Below are 14682 nucleotides of genomic sequence, written 5' to 3'. Positions count from 1 at the left end.
GTCAAGAATCAGACTACGCGGCTGCCCAGTGGCCGACGATGGCGAACGCTTTCAAGCACCACATCGTTTTTCTAAAGGGCGAGCCGCATGTGGGAAATTTTTTGCATACCGGTACTACCCGTCCCATTCACCCGAAGTTGCAGGCCAGATCCATGAGTGTATTCACGATTATCGACGTCGAGCAGGCCATCAATTATTGGCGAGAGCTAAAGCCGGCCGGTCAGGATGCGGCACTCTGCCGGGAAGCGCGTGTGCTCGCCGATGCTTATGGGCAGATGATTTTTTCCCGAGCCGACGCGATCGAGGCATCCTCGCTTAACAGCGAGCAAATTCAGGCACTGACGAGTGCCCTGGATCAACGCGGTCTATCGCGTTAGCTGTTTGTGTTCGACGCTGGGCCCAGGCCATGCTCATTGTGGACAGTAAGGAGCGAAGTCGCCCGAATCCCGGCAGCTTATCTAGCGGCCAACTTCCAGCTCGTCGAAACGTTTTACCCGATAGATCAGGACCGACACAATCCAGCTAAAGACAAAAATGCCGATGATCACAAAGCCCAGCGTGCCGAAATTATCGTTCAAGGTCCCTATGGCATCCCACACCGGACCTTGCAGTTTCAACTGATCGGCGAGCAGCCCAAGCGCTTCTATACCGCCAATCACCACGGCCACGATGACGGACACCAGCGTGATGGTCATGTTGTAGTAGATTTTCCGGATCGGCTTCAGGTAAGCCCATCCGTAAGCGCCGAGCATCAGATGACCGTCCAGCGTGTCTACCAGGGACATGCCGGCACTGAACAGGATTGGGAACACCATGATCGCCCAGGGAGAGAGCCCTTGCGACGCCTGGGTTGCTGCTATACCGAGCAAGCCGATTTCAGTCGCTGTGTCGAATCCCAGACCAAACAGGAAACCTAGTGGATACATGTGCCAGCTTCGCGTGATCATGCTAAACAGCGGGCGGAAAATTCGAGCCAGAAATCCTCGATCAGCCAGAAGCAGATCGAAATCGTCATCGACATAAGCACCGCCATTCCTGACGTTACGCCACGCTTGATAGATCGACCTCAGGATAATCAGGTTCATCAGCGCAATCGCAAACAGGAATAACGCCGACACCAACGTGCCGACCACTCCGCCAATTTCCTTGTAGTGGTCAAATCGACCCTGCATGGCCGACGTTGCGACAGCCACACCGACAGAGGCGAGCACGACCACGGTCGAGTGTCCGAGGGAAAAGAAAAAACCGACCGCAACAGGGCGCTTCTTCTCCTGCATGAGCTTGCGCGTGACATTGTCGATAGCGGCAATGTGGTCGGCATCCACCGCATGACGCAGCCCGAATCCGTAGGCCAGCAATGCGGTTCCCAGAAGTACCGGATGGTGGCGGAATGCCACGAATGCCCAAACCCAGGCGAGGACGTTGAACGCAATCAATAGCCCGTAGATGCCGAAAAGCTTGCCCCGCACCTTGGTGCCTGAGTCGCTGAAGATCTGCGCCAACTGAGAAACCATCTGGAAACCCTTCGGGAATACGTATCCCGCTTGAAGTAATTTTTTAACTTCATACACAAGAGTTGTGCCAGTGGCAAGCATGCCTTTATCGAAGGGCTTTCGAAAGGTGTTTGACTAGAATCGGCAGCGTGACCTGCGTCTGAGGAACGCCCCGAAGTGGCGCTGAAAGAGCTGAGAGTGGGCGCGCTCGCACCAGCAGCGAGCCTGGCTAGCCGCCGGGCCGGCATGCCAATGCGTTGTGCAGCGCGACATGGCGCCCATGAGTATGAGGCACTAACACGCCGCCGTGCCTAAGCGAGCAACAAGCGAACAACAAGCGACCACACATCATGCAGCATTACCCCAGCCGATCCTCACCATAACGAATACCGATTGTTGTTGATCTGCATTTCTCTCGTTCCTAAGATGAATTAGCCGAAAAAAACGATAACACGGAGACAATGGATATGGATGCGCACGCGAAGCCCGAACGGGCAATCAAGACAGTAGAAGATGCGATACGTCTGGTGGAGGCAAGCGGGCTGACGCATATCAAAGTCGGTCTGTCCGATACCGATGGCATCCTGCGCGGCAAATATCTGCGCAAGGATAAATTCCTCGGAGCTCTGCGTGCGGGTTTCGCTTTCTGCAATGTCGTCCTGGGCTGGGATGTGGACGACCAGATGTACGACAATACGAAATACACCGGCTGGCACACCGCCTATCCGGACGCCATGGTGCGCATCGTACCGGAGAGCTGCCGGCGTTTGCCGCTTGAACAGGGCGATGGCGAAGACATGCTCTTCTTCCTTGCCGAATTTGCTGGGGATGCCGAAGCAATTTGCCCACGGGGTTTATTGCAGCGCGTATTAAAGCGCGCCGCCGATATGGGATTCGCGGTTTCCGCCGCCCTTGAATATGAATTCTTCATGTTCGAGGAGACGCCGCATTCGGTGCGTGAAAAAAACTACCGTGACCTGAAAAACTGGACGCCCGGCAATTTCGGCTATTCGGTGCTGCGCAGTACGGTCGAAGGCGATTTTTATCGGCAATTGCTCGATATGTGCGAGCAGATGGACATGCCGATCGAGGGGCTGCATACCGAAACCGGTCCCGGCGTGCTGGAGGCTGCGCTCGCAGTCGACGGTGCGGCCGAGATGGCGGACAAGGCCATCTTGTTCAAGACCTTTACCAAGGCGCTGGCCCAGAAGAACAATCTGATGGCGACCTTCATGGCGAAATGGTCGCATGATCACCCCGGACAGAGCGGTCATATCCACTTGTCCCTGCGCGAGACGAGCACCGGCAAGTCGGCGTTTTACGACGAAAGCCGTCCTTACAATATGAGCGTCAAGCAAGCCAGTTTCATGGCGGGCGTGCAACGCTACCTGCCCGAATTCATGTCGATGTTCGCGCAGACCGTCAATAGCTATTCACGGCTGGTGCCGGGCTACTGGGCGCCGCTCGATGCAACGTGGGGCGTCGAGAATCGAACCACGGCCTTGCGCCTGATCCCGGGTTCCGAGAAATCCCAACGCGTTGAAGTGCGCATCGGTTCGGCGGACGCGAATCCCTACATTGCATTGGCAGCCGCGTTGGGTGCCGGCTTGCATGGTATCGAACAGGGACTGGATCCGGGGCAGATTGTCGAGGGCAACGCCTATACACAGGAATTCCCTGCCCATCTGAAATTGCCTTGCACCTTGTGGGAGTCCGCACAACGACTTCGCCATTCGGAAGCCGCGAAGACCTTGTTTGGCGAAGCGTTTGTCGAGCATTTTGTCGCGACCCGCGAATGGGAAGAGCGGCAGTTCCGTCGGCATGTGACCGATTGGGAACTGGCCCGCTATTTCGAGATTATTTGAGTCTATTAATCCAAGCCAACTATGAAAGAAGAACTGATCACCATTAGCCCGATTGACGGCAGCGAATTCGTGCGCCGGCCTTATGCGAGCGAGTCGCAGATCGAGCAGACACTGCGACTCGCGCAAACTGCCCAGAAGGCATGGGCCGCGCGACCGCTGTCCGAGCGACTGGCGCTAGTTGGACGTGCCGTAGAACTCTTTGTCGAAAACAAGGCAACCATCGGCGAGGCGATTACGCGTCAGATGGGACGCCCGTTGCGTTACACCGCCGGCGAAGTGGACGGCTTTGCCTCACGAGCGCGCCACATGATGGCGATTGCGGAAGATGCATTGAAGCTCGTCCAAGTGGCACCGCAGGAAGGCTTTACCCGTTTTATTTCACGTGAGCCGGTGGGCGTGGTGTTCACCATCGCACCGTGGAATTACCCTTTGCTGACGGCAGTCAATAGTATCGTCCCGGCTTTGTTAGCGGGTAATTCGGTGATTCTCAAGCACTCCGATCAAACGCCGTTGTGTGCCGAGCTCATTCATCAGGCCTTCGTCCAGGCCGAGTTGCCCGAGGGCGTGTTCCAGTACTTGCATGTGGATCATGAACGTGTGCGTCGATTAATACACGCGAACGAGATCGGCTTTGTCTGCTTCACCGGTTCGGTGGGCGGAGGTCGCATTGTCGAGGAAGCTGCGGCTGGGCGCTTTATCGGGGTTGGGCTGGAATTGGGCGGTAATGATCCGGCTTACGTGCGAGCCGATGCCAATCTCGACTACGCAGTGGAAACGCTCGTCGACGGCGCGTTCTTCAATTCAGGCCAGTCATGCTGCGGTATCCAGCGAATCTATGTGGCTCAGCCTCTGTACAAGGATTTTGTCGAGCGCGCCGTGGCGCTGACAAATCAGTATGTGCTGGGCAACCCGCTTGATGCGGAAACTTCGTTGGGGCCGGTAGTCCGTACCGCGGCTGCCGACGGAGTGCGGGCCGTGATCGCCGAGGCACTCGCTAAAGGCGCTAAGAATCTTATCGATGAAAGTCGGTTCGAATTGTCGCGCGCCGGCACGCCTTATGTGGCGCCGGGCGTGTTCGTGGATGTCGATCACGGCATGACGCTGATGAACGATGAGTGTTTCGGACCGGTGGTCGGCATCATGCCGGTGTCCGGAGATGAACAAGCAATCGAACTGATGAACGACAGCCCCTACGGTTTGACGGCCGCTGTGTTTACGAGCGACGAAGAAGCGGCGCTATCGATTGGCCTGCGTGTCGAAACCGGCACCTTCTTTATGAACCGCTGCGATTATCTCGACCCTGCGCTCGCCTGGACCGGAGTGAAGAATACCGGCCGGGGAGTCACCTTGTCGGCGATCGGATACGAGCACCTGACGCGACCCAAATCTTTTCATCTGAAAACCCGTCTCTGAACGGATCTTCAAAGGAATTTCGTATGTCACTTCCCTCCGCAAACTGGAATTACCCGACCGCAGTCAAGGTCGGCGCAGGCCGGATCCGCGAATTGCCGCAATGGTGCAAGAGCCTCGGCATGCGCCGGCCGCTGCTGATTACCGACCCGGGACTGGCGGCATTGCCGCTGATCGGCAGCGTGCTGGATCACTGCCGGTCCGCCGGCCTGGAGAGCGGGCTGTTTCACGATATCAAGGGCAACCCGACGGGCAAGAATGTCGACGATGGCGTGGCGATCTTCAAGTCCGGTGGTCACGACGGTGTAATCGCTTTCGGCGGCGGCTCGGCCCTCGATGCGGCCAAGGCCGTGGCGCTAATGGTTGGGCAGGATCGTCCGTTGTGGGATTTCGAAGATGTCGGCGACAACTATCTGCGCGTCAATGTAGCCGGTATGGCGCCAGTGGTGGCTGTGCCGACCACAGCCGGGACCGGCTCGGAAGTCGGGCGCGCTTCGGTGATCACCGACGACCATGCCCATGTGAAACGCATCATATTCCACGCGAACATGCTGCCCTCGGTCGTCATCCTCGACCCTGAGTTGACGGTGGGCCTGCCGGCCAAACTGACGGCGGCGACCGGCATGGACGCGCTCTCGCATAACCTCGAAGCCTATTGTTCGCCGTTTTATCATCCAATGGCGACGGGCATCGCGGTCGAAGGCATTCGCCTGATCAAGCAGTTCCTGCCGCGTGCGGTCAAGGACGGCCAGGACCTCGATGCACGCCTGCAAATGCTGGTGGCGTCGAGCATGGGCGCCACGGCGTTCCAGCGCGGCCTGGGCGCGATGCATGCGCTGGCGCATCCCCTAGGGGCGCTGTATGACGCCCACCACGGCATGCTCAACGCCATCCTGATGCCGTATGTGCTCAAGGCTAACGAATCGGCTATTGCGGACCGGATCGAATTGTTGGCGCGTTACCTTGAACTGGCGCAGCCGTCGTTCACGTCGTTCCTCGACTGGGTCTTGATGATGCGCGACACACTGGGCATTCCCCATACGCTGAGCGAGATCGGCATCAATGCGCAGGACGCAGCGAAGGTCGGCGAAATGGCCGTGGTCGATGGATCCGCCGGGACCAATCCGATTCCATTCAGCGCCGCCGAGTACAGCCGCATTTTCGTGACGGCCGTAGAAGGCTTGTTGTAACGCCCATTGAAATTGATGAGGGGATGGTGTGGCAAGGATCGGGATCGCTGGCTTCTTACATGAGACGAACACCTTTGCCGCCAGCCGGGCGAGTTTTGCTACCTTCGTCGAGGCGGACGCGTGGCCGGGCTTGCTGGTTGGCGAGGAGATATTCGGCGCGGTCGCCGGCGTCAATCTGGCGATAGACGGTTTCATACAAGCTGCGCACACGTCGCATCAACTGGTGCCGCTATTGTGGGCCTCGGCCAACCCGAGTGGTCCGGTGACGCAAGATGCATTCGAGGCAATTGCCTTCATGCTCGACCGGATGATCCGTGATGCGGGTCCGCTGGACGCGCTGTTTCTCGATCTGCACGGCGCGATGGTCAGTGAGCATCTGGAGGACGGCGAGGGGGAATTGCTGCAGCGCCTGCGTCAAAGAGTCGGCGGCACGATGCCGATAGTCGCGGCGCTCGATTTTCACGCCAATATCACGCCGGCCATGATCGAACATGCCAGCGGCCTGGTGACATACCGCAGCTATCCGCATGTCGACATGGCGCAGACAGGGCAGCGTGCACATGTGCTGCTCGACCGGTTGCTCGCTGGCGAAGTGTTGCACAAGGGCTATCGCCAGTTGCCTTTCCTCATTCCCATGCCTTGGCAAAGCACCTTGTCCGAACCCATGCGTGGTTTGATGGCGCTTGGTGAATCACTCGCGTCGGAACAGGTTTTTGCGGCCGACTTCGTGCCAGGTTTTCCACTTGCCGATATCCATCATAGTGGGCCGAGCGTCATTGCCTATGGGGCAGATCGGATGGCGGTCGAGGCGGCGGTCGAGTCTTTGACACGGGCTGTTCTGGCCAGGCGGGATGAATTCGGCGGGCGTCTCCATGCACCGGCCGAGGCGGTCGCGCATGCGCTCGAGTGGGGACTCCGCGCTGGGTCTGGCACGATCATCCTCGCCGATACCCAGGACAACCCGGGCGGCGGCGGTGGCGGCGATACAACCGATATCCTGCACGAACTGCTGAGGCAAAAAGCGCAGCGGGTTTGCGCCGGGGTCGTGTGCGACGCCAATTTTGTCGAAGCGGCGACGCAAGCGGGTATCGGCTCCGTTATCTATGTCTCGCTGGGCGGGGTTAGCGGCTTGGGCGAGGGACCGGTGCAAGCACCATTCGAGGTGCTTGCAATTGGAACCGGCCGTTTCACCGGCACTGGCCCCTTCTACCTTGGCTGCCATATGGATCTCGGCGCTATGGTCCGGGTCAGGTGCGGCGGCCCGCTCGGCATCGAGATCGTGGTGTCGAGCCGCAAACAACAGGCTGCCGATCAGGCCATGTTCCGCCATGTCGGCGCCGATCCGGCCGATTACCGCATCCTGGTGCTAAAGAGCTCCGTGCATTTCCGGGCCGACTTCGCCGCGCTGGCAGAGCAGATTTTGGTGGTGGCTGCGCCCGGTATCAATGTCGCGGATTTGCGCCAGCTGCGTTATGAAAAATTGAGGCCCGGCGTCACGCTGCTTTGAAGTTAGCTTGAAGTTAACCCGCCCCGTTAGCCCAACACAATCGATGGAAGCAGCCAAGGCGCGTTCGCCTCGATGATTGGCAGGAAGCGACTTTTCAGCAATTCCACACTGTCCTGAGCGAGTTGCTGCGGCAGCAAGCCAAGATCGTCTTGACGGGCGACCATGGTGAGTTCGCGAAAGAACTCCTCGCCGGGAATCGGGAACAGGCGAAACGCCTGAGAAAACTTATTGTCCGGTGTCAGTCCCGACTGCAACAAGCACAACGGCGTGGTGATGGTCCAGCCGGCATTGGCCATGACCATGGACATGATCGCGAACGTATTGTCGAGTTGCAGCCGTAGTGGTGGTTGAATCCCCCATTTCTCCAACTGGGTCTCAATGCTGCGACCAATGACGGTTGTATTGCTATAGCGAATGAAATCGCCGCTGACCAACAGGTTGCGCAGAGACGGGACGGGTCCCTTGAAGTCGCCGGGCAAAACCAGCACGAATGGTTCGCGCAAGATGCGTTGACGGTACAGCAACGGGTTCTTCAACACGACGTCATCGGAGATGATGATGTCAACCCGCCTGGACAACAACGCTTCGGCATGCTGATGAGATTGGCCCGTCACCATCGACCAGTTGGCGGTGCGCAGCCGTATTGCAGTCAGCAGATCGGCGCCAATGCTGGTGGCCATGGAATCGACCAGTGCAATCCGGATATGCTTGAGCGGTTCACCGAGAGGCTTGCGGAACTCCTGACTCAAATGTCTGGCTTCATCCAGCAGCGTACAGGCCCGGTTGTAGAACTGGCGCCCCACGGGTGTCAGCATCGGGGGGCGCTGTGAGCGATCCAGCAATTGTAGGTTGAGGGTTTGTTCCAGATTCGACAGCGTTTGCGAGACTGAGGATTGCGTGATGCTGAGTCGTTGACCAGCCGCTGTCATGCCGCCGGATTCGACGACAAGCACGAAGACCTCAAGCGCCTTCAGATCGAAAGAAATGCCATTTTGCATAAGACCGGCTGATTAGCCGCAGCGGGAAGTGGCCGGGAACGGTGGGTCGCGCCATACGTCGGCGTAGTGTACCTGCTGTTAGCGGTGGTGTAAAAAGTGACACTACACTCGGTGCGGCACATGACTATATTTGCAAAGCGACCTATGGACCGTCGATAGCCGGCATACAACGAACACGCTGTTTTCAGCGCCGCATGATCTGCATCACATCAAACTTTCCCACGCGGCTGCCGAGGTCTCGCCAACCAGTCAACAATGCTCCAGCGCGTTCGACAGGTCGGCGATCAGGTCATCCGGATGCTCCAGCCCGACCGAGACACGAATCAATCCTTCGGCCACACCCGCTGCGGCGCGAGCCTCAATGGGCACGCCAGAATGCGTTGTCGATGCCGGATGACAGATCAGCGACTCCGTGCCACCCAGGCTAACGGCAGACTTGAACAGTTCCAGACTATTGATAAACCTGAACGCCTGTTCGCGGCCTCCATCGAGTACAAACGCGAAGGTCGAACCAGGACCCGTGCATTGACGTCGATACACCGCCTGGTAAGCAGGATCGTCGTTCAGTTCGGGGTGCAAGACCTTGACCGGCCTATGAGGATTGCTCGCCAGCCATTGCGCGACAGCCGTGCCGCTTCGGGCCGCCTGCTCCATGCGCAGGACCAGTGTTTCCATTGAGCGCGTGATCATCCACGATGAGTGCGGGTCGAGTTGCGAACCCAATAAACTCCGGATCGAACGCACTTTGGTGACCAGGCTGCGGCTGCCTGTCACTCCACCCGCGACCAGGTCACTATGTCCGCCGACGTACTTCGTCAACGAATACACGCAGAGGTCAATGCCTTGCTTGACGGGCTTCTGATACAACGGCCCGAGCAGCGTGTTGTCGCACACCGAAAGCGGACGATAACCGTGGCGACCCTCAAAGGCATCAATCTCTTGACGCAGCCCTTCAAGATCGAACAAAGCGTTCGTTGGATTAGCCGGTGTCTCGATGTAGCACATCCGCACCTTGCCTTTTTTCGCGGCTGCTTCGAGCGCGTTGCGAATGACGTCCGGCGAAAGACCATCGTCGATGACTTGCGACGTGATGCCCCATTCCGGAAGAAACTTGGCTATCAGTGTTTCCGTTCCGCCGTAGAGCGGTGCTGACTGCACGACACAGTCTCCTGGCCGCAAGAACGCCAGCAAAACCGCTGCGATCGCGGACATGCCGCTCGATGTCACGACCGCGGATTCGGAGTCGTCCAGAAGCGCAAGCCGGTCCTCCACGATCTCCAGGTTCGGATGGTTGAAACGGCTATAGACCAGTCCCGCGCTTTCGCCTTCCGGTGAAGGCTTGCGGCCTGCGACCATATCGAAGAAATTGGCGCCATCTTCTGCCGTACGGAAGGCGAACGTCGACGTCAGGAACACAGGCGGCTTGACCGATCCTTCAGAGAGGAAGGGATCGTAGCCGTAGGACATCATCTGTGTCTGGGGATGCAGATCGCGATCGCCAATCTTGCGCTTATGGTAGTTGCGATAGGCCATGCTTGCTCCAAATGAGGTTTTGCTGACGGTCGAACGTTGCGGGCAGTCATGGCGCGCTTAGCCATCGGCAACGCGAGACCATGCTACTCCAAGATACGGGCAAGTCTCGCGCCGCCCACAAGCGCCCGAAGGCGCCCATACGCGCCCAAAGAACAAACGGCCGCCCGAAGGCGGCCGTCGTTCATGCTTCCAAGTGGTTCTACGCGGCGCTATCGCTTGAGCATTGTTAACACTCGCTCGAGATCACAAGCCCGCACGCAATGTCTTAGCCGCAGCGACCATGTTCTTGAGCGCGGGGATCACTTCATCCCACTGACGCGTCTTCAGGCCGCAATCCGGATTGACCCACAACCGCTCCGCCGGAATACGCTCAGCCGCTTTGCGCATCAGTTGCACGATGTGCTCCTGGCTCGGGATATTCGGCGAGTGAATGTCGTACACGCCCGGTCCGATCTCGTTCGGGTAGTCGAAGTTATCGAAGGCATCGAGCAGCTCCATGTCCGAACGCGATGTCTCGATCGTGATGACGTCGGCGTCCATTTCGGCGATCGACGCGATGATGTCGTTGAACTCCGAATAGCACATATGCGTGTGGATCTGCGTCTCGTCCTGCACGCCGTTCGCCGTGATGCGGAACGACTCAACAGCCCACTGCAGGTACTCGTTCCACTGCGACTTGCGCAACGGCAAGCCTTCACGCAGTGCTGCCTCGTCGATCTGGATCACACGCACGCCGGCTTTTTCCAGATCCAGCACTTCTTCGCGGATAGCCAGCGCCAACTGATGGCACGACACCGAACGCGGCTGGTCATCGCGCACGAACGACCAGTTCAGAATCGTGACCGGGCCGGTCAGCATGCCCTTCATCGGCTTGGCGGTTTGCGATTGAGCGTACTTGATCCACTCCACGGTCATCGCCTTCGGGCGGCTTATGTCGCCGAACAGGATAGGCGGCTTCACGCAGCGCGAACCGTAGGACTGTACCCAGCCGAACTGGCTGAACGCATAACCGTCGAGCTGTTCACCAAAGTACTCGACCATGTCGTTGCGCTCGGCTTCGCCGTGCACGAGTACGTCAAGGCCAAGTGCTTCTTGTTCGCGCACGCTGCGCGTGATCTCGCTGTGCATGGCGGCCTTGTAGCCGGCGTCATCCAGTTCGCCGCTCTTGAACTGGCTGCGAGCCTGGCGAATCTCGGCGGTCTGCGGGAACGAGCCGATAGTCGTGGTCGGGTAAGCCGGCAACTTCAGCAAGGCCGACTGCTTCGTGGCACGTTGCGGGTAAGCGCTCAAGCGACGGCCGAGTGCTGCATCGATTTTCGCAACCGCTGCCTTGACCACTGGGTTGTGCACGCGCGGTGACGAACGACGGCTCTGGATCGCAGCCCCGTTCTCATCGAGCGCCGCTTGCACCGACTTGCGTCCGTCGTTGAGCGCATGGGCCAGCACCTTCAGTTCATCGAGCTTCTGCAATGCGAAAGCGAGCCAGGACTGGATTTCCTTGTCGAGCTTCTGCTCGCTGGCCAGATCAACCGGCACGTGCAACAGCGAGCACGACGGCGCAATCCACAAGCGGTCCCGCAATGTTTTATGGATGGGTTCCAGCCAGTCCAGCACCGCGCTCAGGTCGCTCTTCCAGATGTTCCGGCCATTGATGACCCCAAGCGACAGCACCTTGTCCGCCGGCAACTGCGCTAGCACTTGCTCAACTTCGGCACGCGCGTTGATCGCATCGATATGAAGCCCTTGAACCGGCAGCTTGCACGCGATGGCCAAGTTGTCCTGCAACTGTCCGAAGTAAGTGGTCAGCAGCAGTTTGACCTTCGAACCCTTCAACGCGTCGTATGCGGTGACGAACGCTTGCTGCCACGTGGCATCGAGTTCCGTCACCAAGGCGGGCTCGTCGATCTGCACCCACTCGACGCCTTGCGCCGCCAGTTCTTCAAGCAACGCTGCATAGACCGGCAACAGGCGCGGCAGCAACGCGAGCTTGTCCGAGTCATCCTTGGCCTTGCCTAGCCAAAGATACGTCACGGGGCCAATGATGACCGGCTTGGCCTTCACGCCGAGCTTGCGAGCCTGCGCCAGTTGATCGAGCAGGCGCGAAGCATCGAGTGAAAATTCAGTCGACGCGCTGAATTCCGGCACGATGTAGTGATAGTTCGTATCGAACCACTTGGTCATCTCGCCGGCCTGCACACCGCAGCTGCAAGCCGATTCATGCGCGGAGCGGCCACGCGCGACGCGGAAGTAATTGTCCAGCGGGTCGCCGTCAAAACCGCGGACGCGTTCAGGGATGTTGCCGAGCGTGAAGCTCGTATCGAGCACTTGATCGTAGAACGAGAAATCACCAACAGGCACATGGTCGAGCCCGGCCTGGTTTTGCCAATGCCGCTGGCGCAGTTGTGCGCCCAAGCCGGTCAGTTCGTCGCGTGACGACTGCCCTTTCCAATACCCTTCCTGCGCGAATTTCAGTTCACGCTTTGCGCCGATGCGAGGGAAACCCAAATTGTGCGTCGTGACCATTGATGTGCCGCTCCTGAAATGAACGGCTTGATCATAGGTTGGGTGGTCTATGAAATATAATGGTCTTTTCTCATTGATCGATTAGTTCCTTTCATGGACGCCATATGCTCGAACGCACTCATCTGGCCATTATTCGGGAAGTCGACCGCCACGGCTCGCTGACTGCCGCCGCGAACGTGCTCTGCCTGACGCAGTCTGCGCTTAGCCATACCGTCAAGAAGATGGAGCAGCAGCTCGGGACCGCCGTGTGGAGCCGCGATGGGCGCAACCTGCGCCTGACCCAGGCCGGGCAGTACTTGCTGGCGCTCGCCAACCGCGTGCTGCCGCAGATGGAACATGCGGAAGAACGCATGAGGCAATTCGCGCTGGGACAGCGTGGGACGCTGCGCATTGGCATGGAATGCCACCCTTGCTACCAGTGGTTGCTGAAGGTGGTGTCGCCCTACCTCGCCCGCTGGCCCGACGTGGATGTCGACGTCAAACAGAAATTCCAGTTCGGCGGGATTGGCGCGTTGTTCGGCTATGACATCGACATCCTGGTCACGCCGGATCCGTTGCGAAAACCCGGCTTGCGGTTTGAGCCGGTGTTCGACTATGAGCAAGTATTAGTGGTGGGACGGCAGCATAGACTGGCACAAGCGCCTTTCATCCTGCCCGATGAACTCGCCGAAGAGGTCCTGATCACGTATCCGGTCGAGATCGATCGGCTGGACATCTATAACCAGTTCCTCATGCCGGCGAACGTCATGCCGAAGCGGCACAAGGTCATAGAGACCACCGACATCATGTTGCAGATGGTCGCGAGCGGTCGGGGCGTTGCCGCCTTGCCGCGTTGGCTCGTTGAAGAGTATGCGGACAAGGTCGCGGTGAATGCGGTCCGGCTGGGCAAACGGGGCATTGCCAAGCAGATCTTTCTGGGCGTGCGCGAAACAGATACGACAATCGATTATCTGAGCGCTTTTGTCGAGCTCGCGCGCGGGTCCGACTGGAATGCGGCGGTGGAAACGGAGCGGGCGCAGTAAGCAACTTGCAACGTCTAACGAAAACCTGGGGGATCTGTTAGAGAGATATGGCCGTCCTTGCACTCTGTAGTGACGGCCATTGCACCTGAAGAACCGGGCGTGCTATCCGGTCCCGCGCCTGCTGGAATCGGCCTTCGCCGCCCATCGTGCCAATCGCGCATGGCGATGGCGAAACAGGAGTTTCAAGAGCACCGTCATCGTGTTTCGCCAACCCGGCACCCACGCACCGGGACGCCGTAACTCGAAGGTCAGACGATCGACGACCTCGCAACCACCGGCGATATCGCGAACCGTCCGTTCGTGAACCCATGATCTGATAGCGAGCATCCGCGATGTTTCCCGAAACCGGTAACCCGGACCGACTTCGGCCAGCGTGATGTCATCGAAATCCACAGGAAACAGGCACATCGCAAGAAGCCAGCTACGGCCAAGGCGTTGCTCGAGCGGCAACTGGTCAATGGTCTTGCCGCGCATGGCCGCAGGCACGGACATGCGTAGCCAGGGAAACAGTTCGTCGTTGACACCATCAGGCGTCGTCGCCCGGGACCACACCTCGCCGGCATAGACCGGCAGCGAAGATCGTTGTTCAAACGTCAACCTCATGCGCTGGCCTCCCTAGTCGTTGTCTTTGACTGCGGACCACGCCAGGCGATAGGCGAAAGCACGAATACAAGAACGAGAAATCCGATCTGCGAGAGATAGAACGGGTTCGTCCATTGATCACTTAAAGCAACGTAGTACGTGTTGTGAATGACATCGGTGAAGATGATGAGCGCCGTCAAACCAATCCCTGCTCTCGGCCTGACGAATAGGAGTAAAGCGCCGAGCGGGTCCAGAACCGTTAAAACGCTCCAATAGATACGGCTTGCTAACACGGCTTCATTCCCAAACCCGTAGTCCCACAGCAAACCGTGTTCGAGATCGGCGCGCACGTGGTTGAACGTCGCGCCGAGCAGGCAGACGGCGAACAGAACGCGGATAGCAAAGGATGTCCGTTTCATCAGATTGACCGGTGGTCGGCAGCAGGAATGAAGCCCGTACAGTATCAAACCTCCGGGGGCACAGTCATATTTCTTAAGCGTGAAGACATGCGGCCACACATCCGGTCTTGAATGTGTTCTTCAAGACGTCAACCAAACCG

General features: G+C 58.5%; 12 protein-coding genes. 6 read left to right on the top strand and 6 right to left on the bottom strand.

All coding sequences use genetic code 11. The features are described from left to right. Positions 1-38 precede the first annotated feature (38 nt). Positions 39-377 carry a DUF3717 domain-containing protein gene (locus FH08_RS0120445; RefSeq protein WP_235210426.1) on the top strand — a complete coding sequence of 113 codons (339 nt, stop codon included), beginning with the start codon at positions 39-41 and terminating at the stop codon, positions 375-377. A gap of 81 nt (positions 378-458) precedes the next feature. Here FH08_RS0120445 and FH08_RS0120440 read toward each other — a convergent pair whose 3' ends face one another. Beyond that, complete coding sequence (locus tag FH08_RS0120440; RefSeq protein WP_031360131.1) at positions 459-1514, bottom strand: HoxN/HupN/NixA family nickel/cobalt transporter; 1056 nt, start codon at positions 1512-1514, stop codon at positions 459-461. A gap of 446 nt (positions 1515-1960) precedes the next feature. On the opposite strand from FH08_RS0120440, the gene FH08_RS0120435 reads away from it, so the two are divergent. From FH08_RS0120435 to FH08_RS0120420, 4 genes are read left to right on the top strand one after another with little or no spacing between them, the layout of a single operon-like run. Beyond that, positions 1961-3358 (top strand): glutamine synthetase family protein, encoded by a 1398-nt coding sequence (locus tag FH08_RS0120435; RefSeq protein WP_031360130.1) that lies wholly within the window; start codon positions 1961-1963, stop codon positions 3356-3358. Between the two features lie 21 nt (positions 3359-3379). Next, complete coding sequence (locus FH08_RS0120430; protein WP_031360129.1) at positions 3380-4771, top strand: aldehyde dehydrogenase family protein; 1392 nt, start codon at positions 3380-3382, stop codon at positions 4769-4771. A gap of 23 nt (positions 4772-4794) precedes the next feature. Next, entirely contained in the window at positions 4795-5958 is a 1164-nt protein-coding gene (locus tag FH08_RS0120425; protein ID WP_031360128.1) for an iron-containing alcohol dehydrogenase, read from the top strand. Positions 5959-5986: 28 nt separating this feature from the next. Then, positions 5987-7465: a M81 family metallopeptidase gene (locus FH08_RS0120420; RefSeq protein WP_031360127.1), complete on the top strand. Its 1479-nt coding sequence runs from the start codon at positions 5987-5989 to the stop codon at positions 7463-7465. 26 nt (positions 7466-7491) lie between these two features. On the opposite strand, the gene FH08_RS0120415 is transcribed toward FH08_RS0120420, so the two are convergent. From FH08_RS0120415 to metE, 3 genes are all read right to left on the bottom strand, one after another. Then, positions 7492-8463 (bottom strand): LysR family transcriptional regulator, encoded by a 972-nt coding sequence (locus tag FH08_RS0120415; protein WP_031360126.1) that lies wholly within the window; start codon positions 8461-8463, stop codon positions 7492-7494. A gap of 249 nt (positions 8464-8712) precedes the next feature. Continuing rightward, positions 8713-9996, bottom strand: coding sequence for a cystathionine gamma-synthase family protein (locus FH08_RS0120410; RefSeq protein WP_031360125.1), 1284 nt, complete (start codon positions 9994-9996; stop codon positions 8713-8715). A 243-nt stretch (positions 9997-10239) separates the two neighbouring features. Further along, positions 10240-12519 (bottom strand): 5-methyltetrahydropteroyltriglutamate--homocysteine S-methyltransferase, encoded by a 2280-nt coding sequence (metE, locus tag FH08_RS0120405; protein ID WP_031360124.1) that lies wholly within the window; start codon positions 12517-12519, stop codon positions 10240-10242. Positions 12520-12623: 104 nt separating this feature from the next. Between metE and FH08_RS0120400 the strand changes: the two genes are divergently transcribed. After that, positions 12624-13541 (top strand): LysR family transcriptional regulator, encoded by a 918-nt coding sequence (locus tag FH08_RS0120400; protein ID WP_031360123.1) that lies wholly within the window; start codon positions 12624-12626, stop codon positions 13539-13541. A 102-nt stretch (positions 13542-13643) separates the two neighbouring features. Here the strand turns inward: FH08_RS0120400 and FH08_RS0120395 are convergent, their stop codons facing one another. Together FH08_RS0120395 and FH08_RS0120390 are read right to left on the bottom strand one after the other, a co-directional pair. Further along, the gene (locus FH08_RS0120395; protein ID WP_031360122.1) at positions 13644-14144 is read right to left on the bottom strand and encodes a hypothetical protein; all 501 of its coding nucleotides are present in this window, start codon (positions 14142-14144) and stop codon (positions 13644-13646) included. Continuing rightward, positions 14141-14542: a hypothetical protein gene (locus tag FH08_RS0120390; protein ID WP_031360121.1), complete on the bottom strand. Its 402-nt coding sequence runs from the start codon at positions 14540-14542 to the stop codon at positions 14141-14143. Before FH08_RS0120390 ends, FH08_RS0120395 begins: the two co-directional genes overlap by 4 nt. Between the last annotated feature and the right edge of the window lie 140 nt (positions 14543-14682).

It is taken from the genome of Caballeronia sordidicola, from assembly GCF_000729995.1.
In the GTDB taxonomy this organism is placed as follows: Bacteria; Pseudomonadota; Gammaproteobacteria; order Burkholderiales; family Burkholderiaceae; genus Caballeronia; species Caballeronia sordidicola_A.
The sequence above is the reverse complement of the archived record's forward strand: the minus strand, read 5'-3'. Positions and strand labels throughout refer to the sequence as shown.